Source organism: Pseudomonas sp. AA-38, assembly GCF_029457475.1.
In the GTDB taxonomy this organism is placed as follows: Bacteria; Pseudomonadota; Gammaproteobacteria; order Pseudomonadales; family Pseudomonadaceae; genus Aquipseudomonas.
The window spans coordinates 919605-934258 of sequence record NZ_CP120359.1 but is presented as its reverse complement, the minus strand read 5'-3'; the positions used below and the strand labels follow the sequence as shown (position 1 = coordinate 934258).

11 protein-coding genes are annotated in these 14654 nt (G+C 58.9%); 3 read left to right on the top strand and 8 right to left on the bottom strand.

Features of this window, described 5'->3' with window-relative positions; translation table 11 throughout:
- Positions 1-67: 67 nt before the first annotated feature.
- Positions 68-859: a hypothetical protein gene (locus PVE35_RS04275; RefSeq protein WP_277373913.1), complete on the top strand. Its 792-nt coding sequence runs from the start codon at positions 68-70 to the stop codon at positions 857-859.
- Between the two features lie 196 nt (positions 860-1055).
- On the opposite strand, the gene trfA is transcribed toward PVE35_RS04275, so the two are convergent.
- From trfA to PVE35_RS04260, 3 genes are all read right to left on the bottom strand, one after another.
- Entirely contained in the window at positions 1056-1928 is an 873-nt protein-coding gene (trfA, locus tag PVE35_RS04270) for a plasmid replication initiator TrfA (RefSeq protein WP_052156664.1), read from the bottom strand.
- Positions 1925-2200: a hypothetical protein gene (locus PVE35_RS04265; protein WP_079389535.1), complete on the bottom strand. Its 276-nt coding sequence runs from the start codon at positions 2198-2200 to the stop codon at positions 1925-1927. The genes trfA and PVE35_RS04265 overlap by 4 nt, the downstream gene beginning before the upstream one ends.
- 491 nt (positions 2201-2691) lie before the next feature.
- Entirely contained in the window at positions 2692-3714 is a 1023-nt protein-coding gene (locus PVE35_RS04260) for an AraC family transcriptional regulator (protein ID WP_277373912.1), read from the bottom strand.
- Between the two features lie 192 nt (positions 3715-3906).
- On the opposite strand from PVE35_RS04260, the gene PVE35_RS04255 reads away from it, so the two are divergent.
- Positions 3907-4752 (top strand): metal-dependent hydrolase, encoded by an 846-nt coding sequence (locus tag PVE35_RS04255; RefSeq protein WP_277373911.1) that lies wholly within the window; start codon positions 3907-3909, stop codon positions 4750-4752.
- A 1023-nt stretch (positions 4753-5775) separates the two neighbouring features.
- Here PVE35_RS04255 and PVE35_RS04250 read toward each other — a convergent pair.
- Positions 5776-6717: an alpha/beta hydrolase gene (locus PVE35_RS04250; protein WP_268181545.1), complete on the bottom strand. Its 942-nt coding sequence runs from the start codon at positions 6715-6717 to the stop codon at positions 5776-5778.
- A gap of 70 nt (positions 6718-6787) precedes the next feature.
- A complete protein-coding gene (locus PVE35_RS04245) occupies positions 6788-7441 on the bottom strand; it encodes a TetR/AcrR family transcriptional regulator (protein ID WP_277373910.1) in 654 nt (217 codons plus the stop codon).
- 81 nt (positions 7442-7522) lie between these two features.
- Here PVE35_RS04245 and PVE35_RS04240 point away from each other — a divergent pair, with 81 nt between their 5' ends.
- On the top strand, positions 7523-8380 hold the full coding sequence (locus tag PVE35_RS04240; RefSeq protein ID WP_277373909.1) for a hypothetical protein: 858 nt from the start codon (positions 7523-7525) through the stop codon (positions 8378-8380).
- Here the strand turns inward: PVE35_RS04240 and PVE35_RS04235 are convergent.
- From PVE35_RS04235 to PVE35_RS04225, 3 genes are all read right to left on the bottom strand, one after another.
- The gene (locus tag PVE35_RS04235) at positions 8369-11095 is read right to left on the bottom strand and encodes a LuxR C-terminal-related transcriptional regulator (RefSeq protein ID WP_277373908.1); all 2727 of its coding nucleotides are present in this window, start codon (positions 11093-11095) and stop codon (positions 8369-8371) included. The genes PVE35_RS04240 and PVE35_RS04235 overlap by 12 nt on opposite strands.
- Positions 11096-11241: 146 nt before the next feature.
- The gene (locus PVE35_RS04230) at positions 11242-12609 is read right to left on the bottom strand and encodes a DUF1329 domain-containing protein (protein ID WP_277373907.1); all 1368 of its coding nucleotides are present in this window, start codon (positions 12607-12609) and stop codon (positions 11242-11244) included.
- Between the two features lie 32 nt (positions 12610-12641).
- Complete coding sequence (locus tag PVE35_RS04225) at positions 12642-14492, bottom strand: DUF1302 domain-containing protein (RefSeq protein ID WP_277373906.1); 1851 nt, start codon at positions 14490-14492, stop codon at positions 12642-12644.
- Positions 14493-14654: the final 162 nt, after the last annotated feature.

Here is a 14654-nt window from a genome sequence, read left to right as displayed (position 1 = left end):
ATTTAGCATTTGACTGTTAGCTGATGCCCGGTATGGTTATTTATATTTTTTTACCAAGGACTCGGACATGGCTCGCCCTCGAAACTCTAAGGAAAAGCAGCGCCTTCAGTTAAAAACCGTTGCACTCATGAACTCCTTAAGAATCCGAGTTGGCGCACAAAATCCATGTCAGTTCAGCGACTGGTTTGACAGAGAGACAGTCCACCTCGGCTGGACAGATACAAAAGACTCAAACAAGTGGTACAAGTACTTCAAGGGCGATGTCGGCCAGAACCCCACGCGGATACTGCACCTACTTGGGTCACTATTCCCAGATTGCGCAGGTCTATTTCACGAAGGGCCAGAACGACTCTGGACTGCTCTTTGGTCAGACTCAACAGAAGAGCTATGGAGCATCTGCACTTATACATGCTGCGCATTTGAGGGCGACGAGGAAGGCAGCCTCGACGTCATGACGGGGAACACTATATTTTTCAGAGAATCCGCAACCAATTTTGAAATAAATTTAATATCAAAATCACTAAACAGCGAACCCTACACCTTAAGCGATCTCAGCGAATCAATTGCCCTATACAAAATTCACCAGACAATCAACAAAATCCATAAAACAGAAGAAATATCGCCCTACCGCTGTATAAAGATGTGCCTGGACGCTGAAAATATATCTTCTGAGCTAAAGGAGCTAGGCATATATGACTTCATATATCTAGAACTCACAAAAACTGAAATTTCACGACTTAGAGATGAGTCGTTTTATCGCATGAGCACTGGAGCCAGCGACATCGCCCAGTATGCCCTCAACCCTTTCGGTCAACGATCCGTGCAAGACCGAATGGTTGAGCTAGGCGTCTGGCTGTAGGGCATAGTCCGGTTATCCACACTCTGGCCTTGGTAGAAAAAGGTAGAAGAAAGGTAGAGAGCCATTGATCAGTCTGGAGACCCCGTCCCTCCTTGCGTTGAACTCACACTGAGGAACGCAACCCCGAAGAAGCGGAATCCAACCCCGACAGCAGGGAACCCAACCCCGATGGAGGAGGAATCCAACCCCGAGGCATTCACAGCCGCTGCCAGACAGCTTGTTCTTCTCCTTTGCTACTTTTCTCGATACGCCCCGCTGCAATCACCTCAACCCGCTCCAATTCACGCATCGCAGCCAATAGAGAAGCGCGAAATTTGCGCATAGGGCTAAAGTACTGTAGTAACTCTTTAAGCCAAACAAGCGAATAACGCTGCACAGCCTCGTTTGAAGTAGCCACCAAACGCTGTAAGGCTCTGGCCATATCCTGCCCTTTTCGAATCTGCAACCGCTTATGCCAGTCGATCAGCGCAAATTCCCGATTACTGAACAGATGCCGCCAACGGGGGTCGACACTGACGGTGTAGCACTCTCGCCCTGGGTCAAAGGCAAACTTGTCGATCATGTGCAGAGATTCACTTCGACCAACTTCAAATTTGAGTTTTCCCTGCTTTGTAACTTGCGCAATCAACATCGCAAAAGTCAGTGCCTCCATCGTTCGATGCAGCCACTGGTATTCGTAGTTTCCTGTTTGCCTGCCGATAGCACGTAGCAGCTTGGCCCGATTAATCGGAACAGGCTCGCCCAGCGGTACTTTGACTGCCTCGTACATTAACTGCATCCAGACATCGGCCTGAGTTTCGTCCAGCTGCTCGCCCCAAAAAGTGATTACTGCATCCTTGCGGCTGAATAGAACCGTCGCCTTGTGCATGCGCTTGCTGCCGCGAGCGACCGGAGCGAACAGACTAGAGCGCGCAATATGATTGGGAATTGCCCGATACAGCTCACTCAGCCCAGGTAAGAACAACTGATGAGGTAAATTCTCTGGGGGCTGCTTAGGAAGCGATGACCTACGGATACTCTCCAAACGAGCAGCAAGAGATCGCGGGGCAGTTTCTGCCTCCTGACTCATCGGGACAGCTGGCGCTGCTTGGCAATTTGCTCCGCCTTGGTCGGACGGCCTCGACGCGGTTCAGCGCTGGCAGATATAGCCACTGCGGCTACAACCACATGCTCTGCCAACCACCGCTCTACATCTTCAACGCGCCAGAGTAAGCGCTTGGTGCCGGGCAACCGACACAGCGGCGGCAGCGCCTGAGGATTGCGCGTAACGTCACTGCGAATGCTGGCAACAGACTTATGCAGGTAGGTAGAAAGCTGATCGACAGTAAGCAGAGCTTGCATGGGCTGGCACTCGTCTCAGCCAGGGCATACATCATGCTCAAGGCTGCAGGGGTTTGCGAATGCCGTCAGGTTCGTGCAATGCAGTGCAGTTCAGAAGGTAGGAAACTCCTCTGTTTCTTACCACTGGAGTCAGGACCAATACCGATGATCTCTGAGGCTGGATGAGCCGAGATACGGCGCAATATTGACACTTGAAGGATAGAAAATCGGAGGTGTGCCCTTTCAGCCACCCACCCTCTTGGGAATGGCCAAAAAATGGATTGTTACCCTACTTTCTCCGGCACAAATCTGGCACACACAGCGTGCTGCATACTGCAAAAAAGCGCCAAAAGATGCTCAACACTGCAACTCTGCAAGCTTTTGATTGAAAAGGGAAAATCCAGGAAAACGCTTCTAAATCAACACTCTAGATCAGAACCGATAAACGCAGTTGCACTGCAAAGGCCCGACAGGGAAAGTTTCGCGGATCAACGCGGGTGCTGCGGGGTTCATCAGACGTCCTCGTGGCGGTATTCACTCGGCAGTTTACCCGTCCACTTGCGGAACGCACGGCGGAAATTCGAGGGGTCACTGTAGCCCAGCAGATGGGCGATCTCGAACAGTGGCAGGTGGGTGGTGCTGAGGTATTGCAGGGCCAGGCGACGGCGCACGTCGTCGAGCACCTGCTGGTAGCTGGTGCCCAGTTGCGCCAGGTGCCTACGCAAGCTGCGCGCACTGGTGTGCAGCGCCTGCGCGGCGCCGTCGAGGTCGGGAAAATCACCGGGGTGCGCCAGCAGCAAGCGGCGAACCCGCGTGAGCAGTTCGTCCTGCACGTCGAGACTAGCCAGCAGGGCTTCGCACTGGCGTTCGCACATTTGCACCGTGGCGGGGTTGGCCAGGGCCATGGGGCGCGGCAGGTAATGGCTGGGCAAGCGCATCCAGTGATAGGCCTGCTCGAACTGCACAGGCACGCCGAACACCTCCTTGTAACGCGCTGCATGAGGCGGCGGGGCATGGGCGAAGCCGACGGCAAGGCCATGCAGATCGTCCGCCAGCAGGAAGCGAACGATGGTGTGCATGCTGCTTAGCAAGCCTTCGGCGGCGAAGCAGGACTGCATCCCCATGGGCAGGGTTTCCACCGCGCGTAGCTCGGTGTAGCCCCCCTGCTCGACCAGCTCCAGATCGAAGGCCAGGCCCAGCACCCGGTAGTAGCGCAAGGCGAATTGCAGCGCCTTGCCCAGGTTGGCGCTGGCCAGCACGGCATAGCCAAGAATGCCATGGGTGGACACGTTGAGCCGTTGCCCGAGAATCAGCCCCAGTGCCGGCTCCTGGCAAAGCTCGAGCGCAGCCTGGGTGAGCTGATGAAAATCGATGAAGGACAGGCGCTCTGCGGGATTGCCCAGTATCTCGGGCCTGACACGAGCAGCGGCGAGCAGGCTGGTACGGGGTACGCCCAGTTCCTCGGCAAGGCTCAGCAGCGCCTCGGCATAGGCGACGGGCACCCGTTCGGCAGCCAGGAGAAAACTCTGATTCATCGGCAATCTGGCCATATATGACGCATGGACGAATCGACCTTAATCATCCATGAACACCATAGCGCCGAACTTTTTAATGGCGATGAAAAAAGTGGCCGGATATGACCTGAACTATGGCTGCTAAGAACCTGTGCACCTTCGTGCAACCTGCGCATAGTGGACTAGGGTTCATAACAAGCAGATGGAGGCCATATGGCCAGCACCACTCCGGCCGGGCTGCAGATTCGTCCCCGGCACATGGATTTCGACCTGCCCAATCCGTTGCCGCGCCACTGGCATGGCGGCGATGCCTTCAAGAGCCACCTGTTCGATGCCATGTCGGCGCTGTTTCCCGATGGTGAGCGCTTCTTCATCGACTCGGTGCGACATTTCCGCGAGCAAATCGAAGACCCGCTGCTCAAGGAGCAGATTCGCGGTTTCATCGGCCAGGAAGGCCACCACAGCCGCGAACACCTGGAGTACAGCCAACGCCTGCGTGACCTGGGTTACGACATCGGGCGCATCGAGAAACGTGCCCGCATGCGCATCCGCTTCATCCAGAAACGCTTCTCGCCCGAGCGCCTGCTGGCCACCACGGCTGCACTGGAGCACATCACCGCGATCATGGCCGACGGCCTGCTGCGCAACCCGCATTACATGGACGGCGCCCACCCTGCCCTGGCGCGCCTGTGGCGCTGGCACGCCCTGGAGGAAACCGAACACAAGGCGGTGGCATTCGATGTCTACAACCAGGTTTGCGGCAGCCGCTTCATGCTGCGCCGCGCCATGATCATGGCCACCTTCTTCTTCGTGAAGGACACCCTGCAGGGTCTGGCACACATGCTCAAGGTCGATGGACTGTTGTGGAACTGGCGCATCTGGCGCGACGGGCTGCGCTGGATGTGGGGCAAGGACGGCGTGTTCCGCCCGCTGCTCGGCACCTACCGGGACTTCTTCAAGGGTGGCTTCCATCCCTGGCAACATGACAACCTCGACCTGCTGTACAGCGCACGAGAAGAGTTCGATGGTGCCGCACAGGGCCAGGCCAACGCCGCCTGATCCTCTGACAGAATCTGGGCCAACAGGCTGGCGGCCTGACAGGCTGCTGGCGTCTCGGCTCGGCCAAGGAGGCATGCGACGCAGCCTTTTTCTCGGTTCTTTACGGAATCTTGGGAAGTCAGCCCTGATACCGGACTGGCAAGTTTGTGTGCTGGCTTGTGTTGGTGTTTTGGACGCCGCTGCGGTGTATTCAGAGATTCCGGGTTTCGCCCCCTCGGGCGACTCACTTTTCTTTGAAATCGGATTGCCGCCCAGCGCAAAGAAAAGTAAGCAAAAGAAACGCACCCCCGCCATCCGGAACTAGGCGTCCCCGTCATGCTGCGCTCGACTTCCCTCACTCCGGCACCGCTCCGGGGTCGGCTTACAAGGGCCATCCCTGGCCCTTTAAGCCTCTCGCGGCATCCATGCCGCTCGCCCCCTGCGCAATGCCTACGTTCGGCCTCCTGAAGGGGGCATTTGCGCGCCTGAACAAACAGGTATGCCAGGTTAGTCCTGAGTGCTCTGACAGTTGTGAAGTCGCGATGTGGCCGTCGAATTAAACCAATAGTTTCATTCGCGCAGTTTCATACGCATGGATAGCTTGCCGGCCTGCGGCCGGCATCCCGGTCAGCCCTGGGGCTGACAGATGTACAAGCACTCCGTGCTACTTCTGGGTTACCTAACGTTCAGGCGCGTGCAGAGCCCGCCCAGGAGGGCGAACGGAGTCGTCGTGTAAGAGGTTGAGCGACATGGATGTCGCGAAAGCCGCGATGGGCCAGGGATGGCCCACCGCGGCGGGCCTCTGGAACGGCGATGGAGTGAGCGAACCCTGGCGCAGCCAGGGCCGGATGATCGGGCGGAGGGTTTTGGTTACTTTTGTCGGGCCGGCCATCCGGGGCAAAAGTGACTCGCCCGGGAGGGCGAAACCAAAACTTTCAACAAAAACGCGGCAATTCGGTATCAGCCAAGCATTCCCCCCAAAAAGCGAAGAACCTTTTTCTTGGCCACCTGGCCCGACTACTGCCGGGCCAGGTAACTCGTCATTCAACCCAGCAGGAATTTCATCGCGTCAGCCGCGCTCTGCTCGGGAATCTCCTCCATGGGTATATGCCCGACACCGGGGTAGACCTTGACCTGGATACCCGGCAGGTCACGCTGCCAGAGCGGTACGTGCTTGGGCGAGATCCAGCGATCACGCTCGCCCCACATCAGCAGAGTGGGCGTCTGGATCTGCGCCACCCGTTGCGGCGTGCCCTGCAGCTCCGTCTTGTTCACCTTGAGCAGCACGCGGAAGATATCCATCATCGCCCGGCGATTGCCCGGCCGCCGCGACAGGTCGTAGTAACGATCCACCACACCAGGTTTGATTCGCCCCGGCTCGCCATAGACCTCACGGATGCCCTGGGCAATCAGCGCATGCGGCATCCACAGCGGCATGGCGATGGTGGAGCCAGGCAAGGCAGCGGAGGCGATCATCCATGGCACCTTTTTCATGTGGTAGCCAGCCGGGTCGATCAGTACCAGTTTGCTGACCCGCTGCGGTTGTGCCAGGGCGAAGTTCCAGGCGATGTAACCGCCCAGGGAATTACCGGCGAGCACGGCGCGCTCTACCTGCAGGTAATCGAGCAACTGCTCCATCACCCGCAACATGCGCTCGGCCGAGTACTCACCGTCGCGGGCAGGTCCGGTGAGACCGAAGCCCGGTACGTCGAAACGGATGATGCGGTAATGCGGTGCGAAGGCCTGCACCCAGCCATCCCAGGTGTGTAAGGAGGCGACCACGCCATGGATAAGCACCAATGCAGGCTTATCACGGCTGCCTTCGTCACGGTAGTGGACGTTGAACCCATCAATCTCGACATAGCGCGAGCCTTGATCGGGGTTGCCATAACGCGCCTTCAGACGCTCGAGCGGCAAGGCGCCAAAACCCAGACGGGCAAAACCGGCAGCCAACGGCGGTTGCAGGGGCAGGCTATGGGCGGACATGCAGAGCACCTCGATTCTTGTTATGGAAAAGCACGATCAGACCACGATTGCCCGGCGAACACCGCCCAACCTAGGTTGAGCCGGGGCAGAGCGAGGCGATCAGCAGATCCCCCAGCACGGCCTTGGCGCGCTCGATCTCTTCGCGACTGGCGTTGCGTCCGAGCAGGTCGAGGGAGGTGGACTCCAGCGCCCAGATCAGCGCTCGATAGACCAGCGGATCACGCGGTTGCAGCTCCGGCTCCAGGCGCTCGATCAGTAGTCGCAGCATCTCCTCGTGGGAATGCCGACGATGCGCGGCCAGGGGGGAACCGGCACGTAGCGCTTCCTCCTGCATCATGCGGATGATCGGCCCCACCGCCAGGTGGTAGTCGAAGAAACGTTCGACCATGGCGCGCAGCCAGGCCGCCGGGCTGCCGGCCACGCTTTGCATTTCGCGAAAGCGCGCCAGCAGCAGTTGCACGGCGGTCTGGTAGATGCCCTCGAGCACCTCCATCTTGTTGGCGAAATACTTGTAGAAGGTGCGCCGGGAAACCTGGGCGGCCTCGAGCAGGTCACCGACGGTGACATCCTCCAGTCCCTTGCGGGTAAACACCGGGATGGCCGCCAGCTGGATATTGGTGCGTTGCAGGTGCCCCACCAGCGGGCCGTCACTGCCCTGCCGCGCCAGCGCCCCATAACCGCCGAGATCCTCGAAAACGGCGCGTACCGCCCCATGCTCGTCCATCGCTCCTCCCAACCAAGGCGCGGGTGACGAAGCGCGACGAGCTAGGTACTCTGAGGCTGCCTTCAACCGCGGATGATCACTGTGCCGAACACCCTAGCACGCCGCTTGCTCTGGCCGCTGGCCATCCTTTTGCTGGTCTGCATCCCCGTGCATGCCGCTGAACTGTTCTACCTCGGCCAGCGCATTCCCGATACGCAGAAGCCCTGGCGCAGCAGCGACTACCAGCAATTGCTGGAGGCCTTGCGCAAGGTGGACGAGACTCAGGCCAACGCCCTGCCCCGACGCAGCGGTGAGTTCACCGGGCCGATCTATCAGCGCATGGTGTCGCCGGAGAATTTCCGCCCGCAATTGAACATCTACGCCCCTCTGGAGCTGCGCCAGAACGAAGCGCGGGAAATGCTGTTCCAGCTCAAGGAACTGATGCGCCTGTATTTCGACTTCCGCGCCAAGCAGCAGCCCTATGCAGCCGAAGCGCTGGGCCTGATGAGTTACTCGCTGCGCCAGCAGGCGATCCTGTTCAGCCTGACCACCGAGTTCTGGATGACCCTGTCACAGAGCGAGCAAAGCAACTCGGTGCGCCTGCAGGGCCTGCAGGAAACCAAGGAAGCGGCCGCCATGCTCACCTCCGGCGCCCTCGACTATCTGAACCTGACCCAGGCCTTCGGTCGCGACGAACTGCTGCTGTACAGCGCCGAGGTGAGCCAGCAATTGCCGGAGTTGTTCATCCACTTGCCGGTCGACATGCAAGCCCAGCTACTCGCCCGCATCGAGCAGATCAGCCAGGAGCATCGTTACCCCCAGGTGCGCGAGAACATGGCCAGCCTGCTACCGGTGCTCAGCGTCATTCATGACGACGTCAAGCGCAAGATGGCCGAGCCAGTGGCTGCGCCGGCCAAGCCCAAGACGCTCGACCTGACCCTGCCGCCTTCAGGCCAGTAAGCCCAGCACCTTGGCCCGCGCCACGGCTTGAGTGCGCCGCTCCACCCCCAGCTTGCTGTTGATGTGGCGGGCATGGGTCTTGACCGTATGCAGCGAGATGAACAACCGCTCGCTGATTTCCTGGTTGGAACAACCCCGGGCAATCAACTGCAACACTGCCAGCTCCCGCGTGCTGAGTTTCTCCGCTGGTGCGGCTTCTACCAGCACTTCCTCGGCCACGGGCGCAGGCAGCCGTGCGAGCAAGGCTTCGCGCAAGGGTTCGTCTGGACGCTCGGCCAGGTGCGCCGCCAACCAATGCGGCTGGTGCTGCAACAACTCGTCGAACGCTAGCAGCACGCCACTCCGTGCGGCCTCCAGGCAGGCATCGAGCAATTGCCGCGCCTCGCGCACATTGCCCGCCTGGTGCAACAGTTGCGCCAGTTGTGCCTGCGCCATCACGGCCACCAGATGCCCGCCCAAGGCCTGCGCCTGTTGTACCAGGGCACGCAAACGCCGCTCCGCCGTGTTCATGTCGCCTTGCAAACGGATCAGGGCCGCTATCTGCAGTTCGATGTGCAACGCCAATTGCGGATGGAATTCCGGTGCGCTGTTACGGCTGTTCTCGCCATAGGTGGCCTGCAGTTGCGGCAACCAGGCAGCGGCCAGCTCGATTTGTCCCTGGCGCAACCAGAGTTCGCATTTGATCAGGGTGATCATGGCCAGGTAGTAGACCGCCGGCACGTCCCAGACATGCATCAGCCGCTCGGCCTCGCCGAGCAAGGCGAAGGCCTCGGCACTGCGCCCGCAACGGCCCTCCAGACTGGCCATCACACAGTAGCCGATGAGCACGCCGACATCTCGACAGGCCCTGGCTTCGGCCACGCCCCGCTGCAGATGCTGCAGCGCCTCGACCGGCTGCAGGCGCAGGCTGTGCAGGTAGCCCTGGTAGATCTGCAGGCGCGCGCGTACCGAATAGCTACGCTGCGCGGACAGCCCCTGCAGGCAGGAGAGCCCCTGGTGCACCTCATCTTGCGCACGCAGCACTTCACCACGGGCTTGCAACACCCGCGCCCGCTCATAGTGGGCGATGGCCTCGAACAAGGGGTTACCGACGCGCTGGGCCAACTCCAGCGCATCGCGATTGAGCCCTCGCGCGCGCCACAGGTCACCGCGCACCACGGCAAGGTTGGCCAGACAGGCCAGGCACATGAAGTGCGGCCCATAACGCTCGCTCTTCAGGCCGGCCAGTGCTTCGCTGCACTGCCGCTCGGCCCGTTCGCCATCGCCACGGCCACGGGCTATCACGCCATCGAGCGCCTGCCACTGGGCCAACAGGCTGCGCTGGGTGACCGGCTCGGCTGCTGGCAGAAAGCGTTCGAGCTGTTGGAGCAGTTCCTGCGCAGCATCCAGTTGGCAGGCCAAGGCCAACGCCCAGCCATAGAGCATGATCAGACGTGGCGTGCTGGCCAGCAGGCTATCGGGCAGATTGGTCTTCCAGCGCAACAGCATGGCGATGTTCTGCTCGCCCAATAGCTGCTCCTCGGACAGGCTCTGCACCAGATTGGCCGCGACATCGCTGTGCCCGGCCAGCAACGCCTGCTCGACTGCATCATCCAACAGCCCCTGGGCGGCAAACCAGCGACAGGCACGCAGGTGCGTGCCCTCGCGAGTACGCTCCGAGGCCTCCTGTTGGCGAGCCTTGAGCAGGTCGGAAAACAGATGGTGATAACGGAACCAGCGCCCTTGCTCATCGAGCGGCACCAGAAATACCTGGTTGGCCTGCAACTGACGAATGATCGCGGCACTGTCCTGGCTATCGCGCACGGCATCACACAACGAAGCGCAGAAGCGCTCCAGACAGGCGGTTTCGAGAAGAAACTGCTGCACATCGGCCGGCTGCCGCTCGATCACCTCTTCCAGCAGATAATCGCGGATCAGCCCTTCGCTACCCAGCAGAACCAATGGTTCGCAGCGCTCATCACCGCCCTTCTCGCTCGCCAGCAACCACAGGCGCAAGCCCGCGACCCAGCCCTCGCTGCGCTGCAGAATGGCCTCCATCTGGCGTGGTTGCAGGTGCGCGCCCTGATTGGCCAGCAGCACATCCAGCTCTTCGGCCGTCAGGCGCAGATCCTGCTCGCTCAACTCGAGCAATTGCCGCGACAGGCGCAAGCGCGCCAGGTGCCAGTCCGGACGTTGACGACTGGTCACCAGCAGCAGCACGCTGGGCGGCAGATGGTTGAGCAAGAATTGCAGGCAACGATCCAGCACGACACCCTGGGCCAGGTGGTAATCATCCAGCACCAGCAACAGTGGCCGAGCCTCGTCCTGCACCTGGGCCAACTCATCGAGTAGCCCGTCGAGCCATTGCTCGAAGGCGAAGGGCTGATGTCGCTGACGCATTTTCAGCAGCGCCAGCGCCTCACCGCCAAGCCCTGGATGGAACTGCTGCAAGCCCAGGAGCAAACGCTCCAGAAAGCGCCCGGGATCAGCATCGCGCTCGCTCAGGCCGAGCCACAGGCTATGCCAGTGCGCAGGTAGACGCTCGCAGAACTCGATGGCCAGCGAACTCTTGCCGAATCCTGCTGGCGCGCACACCAACAGCAGATGGCCCTGCAGACCGCTGTGCAAACGCTCGCACAAGCGTGGTCTGGGCACATAACCCGCCGGTAACGGCGGTCGATAGAAGCGCGCCTCCATCGCGTTGGACAATCCTGACAAGCGTGAGAGATCGGTCATCGGCCGGTCCTTGGGAGCATCGATCAGCAGGGGGCGACCTGCCTCAGACTAGCGGCTTGCACAGGGCATTTGAAGGCTCCGCTACAGACGGTAACGAAAAAGCCGGCACTTGGCCGGCTCGTTCGTCTTGCGTGCTGCAATGGTGCTTAGCGCACACCCGCCTGGCGCAGGGCCGCTGGGGTGTAGTCACTGCTGGAGGCCTTGTAGTTGAAGTCGTAGGCCTGCTTCTCCTCGTTCTTCATGCCCAGGGCCAGGTAACGACCGGACAGCAGGTCGTACAGGGATTCCAGGGTGTACCAGGGCACCTGCTTGTCGTAGTAGTACTGCGAGTGCGCCTCGGCCACGCGCCACAGGGTGCCGCGACCGTCGTAGTGGTCGATCAGCGAGGCCTGCCAGGTGTCTTCGTCGATGTAGAAGTCACGCTTGGCGTAGATGTGACGCTCGCCCGCCTTCAAGGTCGCGGTCACGTGCCAGACTCGGTGCAGCTCGTAACGGGTCAAATCCTGGTTGATGTGCCCGGCCTTGATGATGTCCGAGTACTTCAGCTCCGGCGAGTCGAGCTTGTAGGCGTTGTAGGGGATGTAGATCTCCTTCTTGCCTTCGAGCTTCCAGTCGTAACGATCCGGCGCGCCGTTGTACATGTCGAAGTTGTCCGAGGTACGCAGGCCGTCGGCTGCGGTACCCGGGCCATCGTAGGACACCTGCGGAGCACGGCGTACACGGCGTTGACCGGCGTTGTACAACCAGGCCAGACGCGGCTCCTTCACCTGGTTGAGGGTCTCGTGCACCAGCAGCACGTTACCGGCCAGACGAGACGGCGCTGTAACGCGCTGCTTGAAGTAGAACAGTACGTTGCTTTCCTTGCTCGGGTCGAAGTCGGTCAGCGCATCGCGGAAGGTGAACTCGTCCTGGAAGTAGACCAGCGAGTAGGAACCGTTCGGCTGCGGAGTCGCCTGGGTCACCAGACGACGCACGCTGCCACCGCGGTAGCGGGTGATATGGTTCCAGATCGCTTCCAGACCATTCTGCGGGATCGGGAAGGGGTTGGCGGTCTTGAAATTCTCCAGACCGTTACCGCCCTCCACCATCTTGGTATTCACCGCGTTCTGCTTGGTCGCCTCCAGCACGGCAGCTGGCAGGTTGGCCGAACGATGGGTCGGGAAAACCGGCATCTTGTAGCTTTCCGGATAGCGCTTGAACATGGCCATCTGGCCGGGGGTCAGCTTGTCCTTGTACTGATCGACGTTCTGCGCAGTGATGGTGAACAGGGGCTGCTCGTTGGCGAACGGATCGGCAAGAAAGCCACGCGGATCGACCGCCCCTGCGTTGGCCGGCAGACCGCCGGTCCAGGCAGGGATCGAACCATCGGCATTACCAGCCATCTCGGCACCGACCGGAGTCAGGGTGTTGCCCAGCTTCGCAGCTTCATCGGGCGACACTGCCGCCATCACGCTGGTTGCCAGCAGAGACAGGGTCAGGACGCCGCTTTGCCACAGTTTTTTTGTTGTTTTCATTTGCATCATGATTCCTCGAAATTCCTGACCGCTTAGAAGTTCATACCGAAGCTGAGCGCGACGAAGTCACGGTCAACGGAGGTGTTGTACTTGCCGTCGAAGAAGCTGGTGTAGGACAGGTCGGCAGTGTAGGTATTCTGGTACTCAGCATTCAGACCAAGACTTACCGCCTTAGCACCCTCGGTGAACAGACCATTTGGACCGTAACCATTTACGTCATGAGACCAAGCGACACTGGGACGAAGATTCACTCCAGCCAGAGCATTCGGGTAGTCCCAAATTGCACGAGCCCGATAACCCCAAGAGGTGCTGGTGACAAAACCATCGTCTTCACAGTACTTCGATACGTTAGCTGTGGATGCACCGGCTCCCGCCCCCGCAACAGTATTGTTGTTAAGCCCTTGGCAAGTTGTACCAGCAAGCGGCCCCGGCCCAAATACTGGATCACGCCCGTAACGAACTTTTGAGCTGTCTTCAAGGCCTCCAACGTGGACAACACCAATTTCACCAACAAGAGTTAGACGTGAGGCGCCCATGACCTGATCGAAGAAATGAGTGAACGTGGTCTGAAACTGGCTAATTTCTTTGCGGCGATAGCCCCGCTGATCTTGCCCAGGCGTACCTTGTAGCAAGGATACTCCGCCGCGCCCAGGCAACGGCGTAAGCCCCGAGAAGAGGATATCCGTGCTATTTAGCTGCACTGGAGCATTGGGACGATAACTAAATTCACCACTCCAAGCCGTGCCAGTTGGTAAGGTGGTGGAGAAGCTAAGACCGTAGAGCCGAATATCCTCCGGGTACTCCATGAAGTAAGAAGAGTTACCCGCGATGATTAACGGAGCGAGAGGGCTAGCTGCCACTGCCGTGTATAGAGATGCGGGTGCCCCTGTAGCACTGAAAATCGGCGCACGGCTATGGTAGTTGATGAAATAGAGGCCAAACTCGGTATCAATACTTTCCGCTAGGTAACGGAAAGCCGCACCCCATTGCCCGTTATCGCGCGCATCACGATCACTGGAACGAGCAACACGTACACCCTCTTCATTGACATCGACTCCAAAATTCGCGAGCCCAGTAAGCGCTGCGCCACTGAGAGTAGATCGCTTGTTGAGCACTCGAAAATTGTCATCACACCCATCAGCGGCAATATCTGCCTGAGAAAAGAAAGTCCCACAGTTATCAACAACTGTTTGATCCCACTCAAGCTGATAAAAAGCCTCGGCAGAAAGATTTTCTGTGAGACTTTGAGAAACGTAGAACATGTTTACTGGAATAAGGCCTTCTTTGACTTCTGCACCTGGACGGCGAAACGCAGAAACATCAATGGGGTTAATCGCATTGATGCTGTTACCAATAAATGTACTTTCACCCCAACTGACAACCTGCTTACCCAATCGCACAGAACCCGGCTGGCTTGCGAGTGAATAATTGTGATAAATAAATGCATCGAGTATTTCGGCACCAGATGACTGAGCGCCCTCTTTGCGATTGCTATCACTAATATCTTTAAACTGACGACTCTCGTCTTTCAACTCAAAATCATACCAGTACTTACCTCGCACGAACACACCAGTATCACCGTACTTCAATTCGAGATCGTGTATACCTTTGAAGATCTTGGAGAAGGTTTCGCCGCGCTTAAAGTTGGCATGACCATCGTCAGAAGTTTGTGACAGACCACGGCCACCATTGTTCAAGCCAATAAGATCCTTGTCCGCACTCTGGGTAGACCAACTAGCGCCCACCGACAACGATGAATCGAATTGCCCTTCGATTTCACCGATATTGAAAGTGACGCCGAATGCCGGAGCGGCAAGGGTGGAAGCGAGGCTGACGGCCAGCGGCAGTTTTGCCAGGCGCCAGTAGGGTGTTGTTTTTGTCATCGACGCTACTCCATGTGTTTTTTGTTATGGATGCTTTGACTATAGCCAGCAGGTGGTACTGCTTGATCCCTCGAAAGTGTGATTTGCAGCCCTCAGGCACTCTGGCCCGCAGGTTTCAGCCCCTGCGTTCAGTCAAGCATGGACGCTAAACAGCAATTAGCA

Excerpts from the sequence above, each read along its gene's own strand:
- PVE35_RS04275 (WP_277373913.1), top strand. The coding sequence starts at position 68 with ATGGCTCGCCCTCGAAACTCTAAGGAAAAGCAGCGCCTTCAGTTAAAA.
- trfA (WP_052156664.1), bottom strand. The coding sequence starts at position 1,928 with ATGAGTCAGGAGGCAGAAACTGCCCCGCGATCTCTTGCTGCTCGTTTG.
- PVE35_RS04265 (WP_079389535.1), bottom strand. The coding sequence starts at position 2,200 with ATGCAAGCTCTGCTTACTGTCGATCAGCTTTCTACCTACCTGCATAAG.
- PVE35_RS04260 (WP_277373912.1), bottom strand. The coding sequence starts at position 3,714 with ATGAATCAGAGTTTTCTCCTGGCTGCCGAACGGGTGCCCGTCGCCTAT.
- PVE35_RS04255 (WP_277373911.1), top strand. The coding sequence starts at position 3,907 with ATGGCCAGCACCACTCCGGCCGGGCTGCAGATTCGTCCCCGGCACATG.
- PVE35_RS04250 (WP_268181545.1), bottom strand. The coding sequence starts at position 6,717 with ATGTCCGCCCATAGCCTGCCCCTGCAACCGCCGTTGGCTGCCGGTTTT.
- PVE35_RS04245 (WP_277373910.1), bottom strand. The coding sequence starts at position 7,441 with ATGGACGAGCATGGGGCGGTACGCGCCGTTTTCGAGGATCTCGGCGGT.
- PVE35_RS04235 (WP_277373908.1), bottom strand. The coding sequence starts at position 11,095 with ATGACCGATCTCTCACGCTTGTCAGGATTGTCCAACGCGATGGAGGCG.
- PVE35_RS04230 (WP_277373907.1), bottom strand. The coding sequence starts at position 12,609 with ATGAAAACAACAAAAAAACTGTGGCAAAGCGGCGTCCTGACCCTGTCT.
- PVE35_RS04225 (WP_277373906.1), bottom strand. The coding sequence starts at position 14,492 with ATGACAAAAACAACACCCTACTGGCGCCTGGCAAAACTGCCGCTGGCC.